Below are 8386 nucleotides of genomic sequence, written 5' to 3'. Positions count from 1 at the left end.
CCTTATTTACTTTTCTTTACACAGTTTGATTTTTTTTGCACCGACTTACTTAATTAAAATTAGGGGATTTAAACAAGGACGTCTTGTTGAATCGTGCTACGCATCTGTCAACAATTTTTTTGAATTCTTCCATTAATAAATTAAGGGGCTTGAATCCAATATCCGGGGCTAATTTTTTGCTGTTGCCTGTTCCCTATTCCCTGTTCCCGCCCCGGAGGGGCTGGTCACACGGATATTAGGCACGTATGCCCAATCGGGAGCTTTAATGACAATTTTGCCATTCACGGTAGCGCAAATGCCATAATTCGTTGAATTCAAAGCGTTTTCAGGTAATCTACCAGCAATTTCTAAACTTTCGGTTAAAGCTGCGGCAAGGGGAGGCTGGTTAATGTTATCCACTGGTTCGTCTGGTAGTACGTAATCATCGGGTAATTTTTCCCAAGTTATTTGGTAATTGTGGGTAGCAGTGGCTATCGGGTGTCCCTTTGGGTGTTCAAGCGCTGTTTGTCCTTAAAGCCTCTGCGTGCGAGCGAAAAGAGGTATAATTCTATTCCTCATCCGGTGCCAAATCTTCTTCCGTTAGCCCCTGCTGCGGTATTGCAGCAATAATCGCATCTATAACCTTTGAGACGGGCAAAATTTCTATGTTATAGTCGGCGTATTTTTGCCCTTTTGGGACAATTGCCCTTTTAAATCCCAATTTTGCCGCTTCTTTTAACCGCAGTTCCATTTGCGATACTGAGCGAACTTGTCCTCCCAGGCCAACTTCCCCTATAAGTACGGTAGCAGGATCAACAATCCGATCGCGGAAACTAGCCACAATAGCGATCGCAATTCCTAAATCCACTGCTGGTTCTGCTACACTTAACCCACCTGCAGATGCCACATAAGAATCCAGCTTTGACATTGGAATCCCGACTCGCTTTTCTAGCACCGCCAAAATCTGCACTAAGCGGTTATAATCTATACCAGTTCCCGCCCGACGTGGTGAGGGGTAGCTGGTAGGACTTACTAAAGCTTGCAATTCGACGACAATCGGGCGTGTCCCTTCACAAGCAACGACAATTGCAGTACCTGGAGCCGGATCATCGCGGTTGCCTAAAAATAGCTCTGAGGGGTTGGGGACTTCACGCAGTCCGTTGTCAACCATTTCAAAGATGCCGATTTCATGAGTTGCTCCAAAACGGTTTTTGACTGTCCGTAATAACCGATGGGATGCAAAGCGATCGCCTTCAAAATATAACACTGTGTCAACGAGGTGTTCCAAGACTTTTGGTCCGGCGATCGCCCCTTCTTTGGTGACGTGTCCCACTATTAACATTGTGATGTCATCGTGCTTTGCCACTTTCATCAAAGCTGCGGTACATTCGCGTACCTGGGCGACAGAACCTGGTGCAGAGGTCAGCGCCGGGAAGAACACTGTTTGAATACTATCAATAATTGTCACATTCGGTTTGAGTGAATCCATCTCCCGCAGGATTTCTTCTAAATCTGTTTCAGGCAAAATGTATAAATCAGCACCTACACGCTCTGCTTCTTCTATTTTGGGTGTTTCTTGGGGAGTTACTTCGGGAGTTTCTTGTACTGCTATACTATTGCCATTACCGTTACCATCAGCTACTAAACTTAGGGGTTTTCCTACTCCCAAGCGAGAAGCTCTCAATTTTACCTGTTGTCCTGATTCTTCTCCAGAAACATAGAGGATGCGGTATCTTTGTGCCAGTTGATTTGATACTTGCAACAGCAGCGTAGATTTCCCAATTCCTGGATCACCGCCTATCAGCACCATAGAACCGGGAACAACTCCACCGCCAAGAACGCGATCTAATTCTTCATAGCCAGAAGCCCAACGTGTGACATGGCGATCGCTAATCTGGTCAAAAGTTAAAGAAGCACGTGGTTTGGCTGGTTTTGTTGTAGGAGTTTTGCCTTTCCCAGCTTGACCATGCCATCCACTCACTCCGCGACTTGGCACATCTGTTGATGACTGAATCGTAATTTGCTCTTCTAAAGAGTTGTAGGTGCCGCAAGCTGGACACTTACCAAACCATTGAGGGGATTCTGCTCCACATTCGTTACAAACGTAATAACTTTTTGGCTTTGGCATTCTTAATATTATTAAATATTCTTAATCTTTGCTTAAGTTTTTGAGCAAACTAAAATCCAATAATTGTAGTATCTGCAGGTTTTTTTCAATCAATTTGTGAAATGATATCTTAATAATATGGTAGTAAAAATTAATCATGAAAAATTTTAGTTAAGGAGCATTGACAAACTTGGAAAGTCATAAAGAAAAAATTCTAGTGGTAGATGACGAAGCCAGTATTCGCCGGATTTTAGAAACGCGCCTTTCGATGATTGGTTACGATGTGGTAACGGCTGGTGACGGGGAGGAAGCTCTGGATACTTTTCGCAAAGCAGAGCCTGACTTAGTGGTTTTAGACGTGATGATGCCGAAGCTAGATGGTTACGGCGTGTGCCAAGAATTACGTAAAGAATCAGATGTCCCTATTATTATGTTAACAGCCTTGGGGGACGTAGCTGATCGAATTACGGGTTTAGAATTAGGTGCTGATGACTACGTAGTCAAACCTTTTTCCCCTAAGGAGCTAGAAGCCCGCATTCGCTCAGTACTACGGCGAGTAGACAAAACAGGTGCCTCTGGAATTCCTAGTTCTGGAGTTATTCACGTTGCTACTATCAAAATTGACACGAATAAGCGGCAAGTGTATAAAGGCGATGAGCGCATTCGGTTAACAGGCATGGAGTTTAGCTTACTAGAGTTGTTAGTCAGCCGTTCTGGAGAAGCTTTCTCCCGTTCAGAAATTTTACAAGAAGTCTGGGGATATACACCAGAACGCCATGTGGATACTCGTGTAGTAGATGTGCATATCTCCCGTTTGCGGGCAAAATTGGAAGATGATCCAAGTAATCCAGAATTAATCCTGACGGCAAGAGGAACTGGTTACTTATTTCAACGCATTATTGAACCAGGAGACGAATAACAATAAGGGGATACTAACGGCTAATGAATTAGCCGTGTCGTTTCCCTCTGGGCTTTTAAAAGATGGAGTTTCCCACTTACCGCAAGATTTTAGATGACTAAATCCGATCCCAATAGGGTTCTGCGGCGTCTACCTATCGTAGTAGGTGGGTTGGGCGCTGTCCTTTTGCTGATTAACCGTTTGCTATCACCAGAATTAACAAATTCTCAAGCGCGTGCAGATGTTCTGGGTGTGATTTTGAGTGCTGTCTTGATTTTAGTAGGGTTAATTTGGCAGCAAGTACAACCGCGTTTACCTGAAGCCGTACAACTGATTGGCGAAGAAGGTTTTGTACTTGCACCGGATTTACCGGAAACTGTGAAAACAGAACTAGCCTGGGCATCACATTTGTTATTAACTAATACTGTGACGCGATCGCTCGTCGTTTTCTACAAGAATAAAGTTTTGTTACGTCGGGGAATTCTAAGTCCCAAGTCGGAAGTTGTACCAGGACTAATCTTAAAAAGAGTGCTAGAAAAACACAAGGCAGTTTATCTGGTAGATTTAAAAGTTTACCCAGGAAGAGTTGAATTTGATTATTTGCCAGACAACACTCAAGGTGTCATTTGTCAACCCATTGGTGAAGATGGAGTCTTAATTTTGGCAGCGAATGCTCCTCGCAGTTACACTAAACAAGATGAAAATTGGATTGCGGGAATTGCAGATAAATTAGCTGTAACTTTAAATCAGTGAATAGGGAATAGGGAACAGGGAACAGGGAACAGGGAACAGTGAACAGTGAACAGTAAACGACTGATAACTGATAACTGGTAACTGATAACTGGTAACTGATAACTGTTATTTGGTGTATAGCAAAATCAACAACGAAAAAATTATGCAAATTCTTTATTGGTTACTAGTTGCCGTTATGGCTGTGGGTATTGTCGGTGCTGTAGTTCCTGCGATTCCAGGAGCCAGTTTAATTTTAATAGCAATTATCATTTGGGGATTTATAAGTGATTCTTTTGCTGCAATACAAACACCACTCATTGTCACAATTGTTGTTTTACTCCTGAGTCTGGGAGTTGATTTTTTAGCAAGCTACTTGGGTGCAAAAAAAGCAGGTGCAAGTCAGTGGGGACAAATTGGTGCAATTGTTGGGTTAGTACTAGGTTTCTTAGGATTATTGCCAGCATTACCTTTTGGTGGTCCATTACTTGGAATGTTACTCGGACCACTAGTTGGAGCAATTATTGGTGAGTATCTTTATCGACGAGATTTTGGACTAGCGATTAAAGCTGGTATTGGAATTGTCGCAGGTACGCTGGTTGGCAATTTGATTCAAGGTTTGCTGGCGATCGCAGCAGTTGTCGTTTTCCTCGTCACAACTTGGCCCCAGGTTTTTGGGACTTAGAATGGGATGCTCCTGCTGCTTTTTTAATTATTTCCTTTCAAAGCTGCTACTAAAATTCGCATCACTTGCTCCAAATCTTCAGGAACCCGATAGCTATTAATCCCCTGTTCAAAATGCTTTATCTTACGGTCAAGCCTACCGAATTGCCATATTGTGCCTGTAGAAACAACACCAATTAAAATTGGCTGTTGGTCAACTGTAGTCGCTCTTGACCACTGATCGAGTGCCACTAATTCAGCGACTAACTGCGTAAAACCTCGCGTAAAATCTTCGTATTTTGCCTCAATTACTAACAATTGATTCACGGAATTTACCCGCAGTAAATAATCTAAACTACCTTGAAGCCAATTAGAAACCTTCAGACTATATTCAATTCGTAATTCTGCCTGTGTGTAATGAATTAACTCCGTCACCACTCGCGAGATGAGAATTTCTCGTCTTGCGAGTTCGTTAGTCAACGGTACAAACGGTAGTACTTCCTCAATGCGATCGCGTAATTCTCCCAAACGGTCAAGTTCATCAGGGAACTGGGGTAAATTGAGCGTTTTTCTAGTTAAACTATAGCCAAATTCTTGAGCGAGTTCGCTAGCTTCAAAGCCAAGATCAAAGTATCGGCTGAAAGTATAACTTTGATTGGAGTCAAGAATTGACATAGCTAAAGCCGCACATGACATTTTTCTTATATCATGGATAGATAAGCAGTGCTTTAGCTAAAGTCCTGTTCTTAAAACCTCTTTCCTACTCCAGCGCGACAATAACAACGGTAATATTATCGTGCCCGCCCTGCTCTTTGGCTGCTTCAACTAGGGAAAAAGCAGCTTTTTTAGGCACAGGGAGTTGGAGATAGTCAGCAATTTTCGGATCGGCGAGTTCTTCTGTTAAACCATCACTACATAACAGTAGGCGATCGCCCCTTTTCACATCTAGTTGTTGGACATCAATTTGATTAATGTCTTCACGCCCTAAACAGCGAGACAACACATGACGATAGGGATGCATCCGGGCTTCTTGTTGGGTAATTTCACCCATTTTAATCGCGCGTGCTATCCAAGTATGGTCTTCTGTGATTTGTTGCAATTGCGAATCTCGAAAACGGTATAGCCTTGAGTCACCAACATGAGCGTATAAAGGTGGCTCTTTAGGGCGAAAAATGACCACTACAATTGTTGTGCCCATGTCAGAACGTTCCGGATGATTTTGCTGATCAAGCAAAATCGCTTCATTCGCCTGTAATAAAGCTTCCTTTAATAACTCCTCCGAAGGCTTAGAAGAATCCCAATTAGCACTCAAGTACGCCTCAATTTGCCCAGTCGCAATACGGCTTGCTTGTTCACCTCCTGCATGACCACCCATGCCATCAGCGACAATGAAGAAACGCCCCTGTTGGTCGATATAGTGAGCATCCTGATTATTAGAACGAATAAGTCCCGGATCAGTAACACCGGTAAAATTAAGTTTCATATACCATTCACAAAATTTATGACATACGGTCGTAGCGGTCGAGGCGCATCAGCAGTCGAATCAGTAAACTTGACACTGCAACTGCGATCAAACCAGCAATAATTGCCAACCATATATATTCTTTTACCAATAAGATCGTAGCCGAAAGCGTAAAACCACTCACAATAACAGCATAAGTCATCCCGAGCTGAATACTGGTTTGTCGTCGCAGCAAGCGCTCTGTTTCAAGAGATCTAACACGCACACGTACGTCTCCCCGTTCTAGCTTTTCCAGTGTGTCTTCCAGCCTGCGTGGTAGTCCCAATGCAGTACTGCTGACCTGAACTGCTTGACGACTCAATTCATTGAGAAAGCTATTGCTATCAGAACCATTCATATTGGTCATAAGCTGCATGGCATATGGTTGGGCAACTTCCATAAAATTAAATTCTGGATCTAACCCTTTTCCTACACCTTCGAGTGTCGAGAAAGCTCGCATCACAAAAGTGAAGGTTGCGGGAAATCTAAACGGTTGACCATACGCTATTTCGTACAAATCGTCACTAATAGCAGCTACCGATTGATTTTCAAAGGGCTTATCCATAAAATTATCCAGCATAAACTGGACTGAACGCCGGACTGGTCCCATGTCCTCTACCGGCGCGAGCGCTCCCAAATCAATCAGAGATTGAACAACGCGATCGCCGTTTTTTGAAGCAATGCCAAACAGGGTATCCATCAGTCCTTCACGCACGTTTGTTTTGATGCGCCCCATCATGCCAAAATCATAGAATATCAAAGCACCATTAGGACTGACGGCAATATTGCCGGGATGGGGATCAGCATGGAAAAACCCATCATTAAGTAGCTGAAGCAAGTATGCTTGGGCACCCTGACGAGCGATAATTTTCCGGTCTAAACCTGCTGCTTCTATTGCTTCATATTGGCTAATCTTTATACCAGGAACATACTCTAAAGTCAATACCCGCGATGAAGTGTAACGCCAGTAGACACGTGGGACTTTTACCCAGTCGTAGGTACGAAAATTACGACGAAAAGTATCAGCGTTGCGACCTTCATTGAGATAATCAATTTCTTCCCAAAGAATGCGACAACACTCCTCATAGATGCCGAGCCAATCCCGTCCCCGTCCCCATTTCGGATGGTTTTGAAAGTAACGTGTAATTCCCTTAAGAATTTGTAAATCTATTTCAAAGAGTTTCTTCAGACCAGGACGTTGGACTTTGACAACTACGGCTTCTGTTGAGTGCAGTACAGCTTTGTGTACTTGTCCTAAGCTTGCAGCAGCTAGAGGTATGGGTTCAAAACTTTGGTACAGTTGGGGAATTTTCTTGCCTAGTTCTTGCTCAATAATCGCTTCTACCTGCTCATAGCTAAATGCAGGCACTTTATCTTGTAGCTTGGCAAGTTCTTCTACATATTCGCCAGGGAAGATGTCAGCACGAGTAGAGAACAGTTGCCCAACTTTGATAAACGTTGGTCCTAAATCTAGCAGAGTGTTGCGAATCCATATCGCTTGCGCCTTACGTCGGGCAGCTTGTTTGGCTTCGCTGACTCCTCCTGGGTAACTCCAAGATTTGTTGTACAGCCACAGCCTGAACAATAAAGTCAAGACAAAAGACCAAATGTCCAAAAAACGCCGTCTACGAGAGTAGTTTTCGCGATTCCAGCGGTATGCCTTATCTGAATAACCTTTTTCCATATGTTTTGCGTACCGCTGGTTTTTGACCGAGTCAGTAGGAAGAAAAGACACTCTGATTCCAAAACTGTTCCTTTATAATTTTCTAGTAGAAAGGTTGCTGCGCAGCAACCTTTCTACAAAGAATTTCCAGTGCGATAGCGTTGTAATTCTGTTCGCAATGTAGCTATTTCTGCTCGTAGTTCATCAATCGTGGCTTGTAAGTCAACTGACGTTGAACCAGTTTCTCCATAGCCGCCTGTTGTTTGAGTCGCACCAGCAGCATCTGCTGCACGATTTGCCCGCTCTATGACCTCTTCAGTAAATTGGCGCATTTGCTCTCTAGTTTCAGCGTCCCATTTGCCGAGTTCCGATAGAGCATCTGTAATAGCGAACTCCAACCTCTCGGTGAGGATTTCCGCCGCTGCTCTCCCAACGAAAAAAGCTTGTAACAGAGGGTTACTCATAAATTTTTGTTACGTTCATCTGCACAAAAATTATAACTTGCCTGTCTGCTTTACTGCTTATGTCTTAGTGCTCAGCTTGTGGGGAGATACAAGTTTGGTTTTACATAATTTTTGGCAAGATTTTTTTGTAACTTAAATTACATTTTTCTTAATCATATGCTTATTCCCAACTGAAAGGCTGGAAGTTAGTAGGGGCAAGTAAAACTAAAACTATAATGTAGTAAATACGGATAAAGAAATTATTGGTTACGGCAATTCACGCGGGAGCATGTAAGCTCGAAGTTTATCTGCCAAGAAATTAAAGCCTCGGCTCCGCTCAGTTTTAATCCTGAGTGCAGTTGAGTGCAGTCGAAGGATTAAATGAAATGAATTGACAGATACA

8 protein-coding genes and 1 pseudogene are annotated in these 8386 nt (G+C 43.2%); 3 read left to right on the top strand and 6 right to left on the bottom strand.

Features of this window, described 5'->3' with window-relative positions; genetic code table 11:
• Positions 1-225: 225 nt before the first annotated feature.
• Both AC5JM2_RS10025 and radA read right to left on the bottom strand, forming a co-directional pair.
• Positions 226-474: pseudogene (locus AC5JM2_RS10025) on the bottom strand (Uma2 family endonuclease); the annotation flags it as partial.
• Positions 475-547: 73 nt separating this feature from the next.
• Positions 548-2107 carry a DNA repair protein RadA gene (radA, locus tag AC5JM2_RS10020; RefSeq protein ID WP_495834740.1) on the bottom strand — a complete coding sequence of 520 codons (1560 nt, stop codon included), beginning with the start codon at positions 2105-2107 and terminating at the stop codon, positions 548-550.
• Positions 2108-2276: 169 nt separating this feature from the next.
• On the opposite strand from radA, the gene rpaB reads away from it, so the two are divergent.
• From rpaB to AC5JM2_RS10005, 3 genes are all read left to right on the top strand, one after another.
• The gene (gene rpaB / locus AC5JM2_RS10015; protein WP_169266933.1) at positions 2277-3005 is read left to right on the top strand and encodes a response regulator transcription factor RpaB; all 729 of its coding nucleotides are present in this window, start codon (positions 2277-2279) and stop codon (positions 3003-3005) included.
• Positions 3006-3098: 93 nt separating this feature from the next.
• A complete protein-coding gene (locus AC5JM2_RS10010) occupies positions 3099-3737 on the top strand; it encodes a cofactor assembly of complex C subunit B (protein ID WP_495834739.1) in 639 nt (212 codons plus the stop codon).
• A 142-nt stretch (positions 3738-3879) separates the two neighbouring features.
• The gene (locus AC5JM2_RS10005; protein ID WP_495834738.1) at positions 3880-4398 is read left to right on the top strand and encodes a DUF456 domain-containing protein; all 519 of its coding nucleotides are present in this window, start codon (positions 3880-3882) and stop codon (positions 4396-4398) included.
• A gap of 23 nt (positions 4399-4421) precedes the next feature.
• On the opposite strand, the gene AC5JM2_RS10000 is transcribed toward AC5JM2_RS10005, so the two are convergent.
• From AC5JM2_RS10000 to AC5JM2_RS09985, 4 genes are all read right to left on the bottom strand, one after another.
• Entirely contained in the window at positions 4422-5051 is a 630-nt protein-coding gene (locus AC5JM2_RS10000) for a hypothetical protein (protein ID WP_495834742.1), read from the bottom strand.
• An 85-nt stretch (positions 5052-5136) separates the two neighbouring features.
• Positions 5137-5859, bottom strand: a complete 723-nt coding sequence (locus AC5JM2_RS09995; protein ID WP_495834737.1) for a Stp1/IreP family PP2C-type Ser/Thr phosphatase — start codon at positions 5857-5859, stop codon at positions 5137-5139.
• Positions 5860-5875: 16 nt separating this feature from the next.
• A complete protein-coding gene (locus AC5JM2_RS09990; RefSeq protein ID WP_495834741.1) occupies positions 5876-7561 on the bottom strand; it encodes an ABC1 kinase family protein in 1686 nt (561 codons plus the stop codon).
• Positions 7562-7674: 113 nt separating this feature from the next.
• Positions 7675-8004 (bottom strand): DUF6825 family protein, encoded by a 330-nt coding sequence (locus tag AC5JM2_RS09985; protein ID WP_495834736.1) that lies wholly within the window; start codon positions 8002-8004, stop codon positions 7675-7677.
• Positions 8005-8386: the final 382 nt, after the last annotated feature.

The organism is Brasilonema angustatum (genome assembly GCF_059505445.1).
This window is presented reverse-complemented; position numbering and strand designations above follow the sequence as displayed.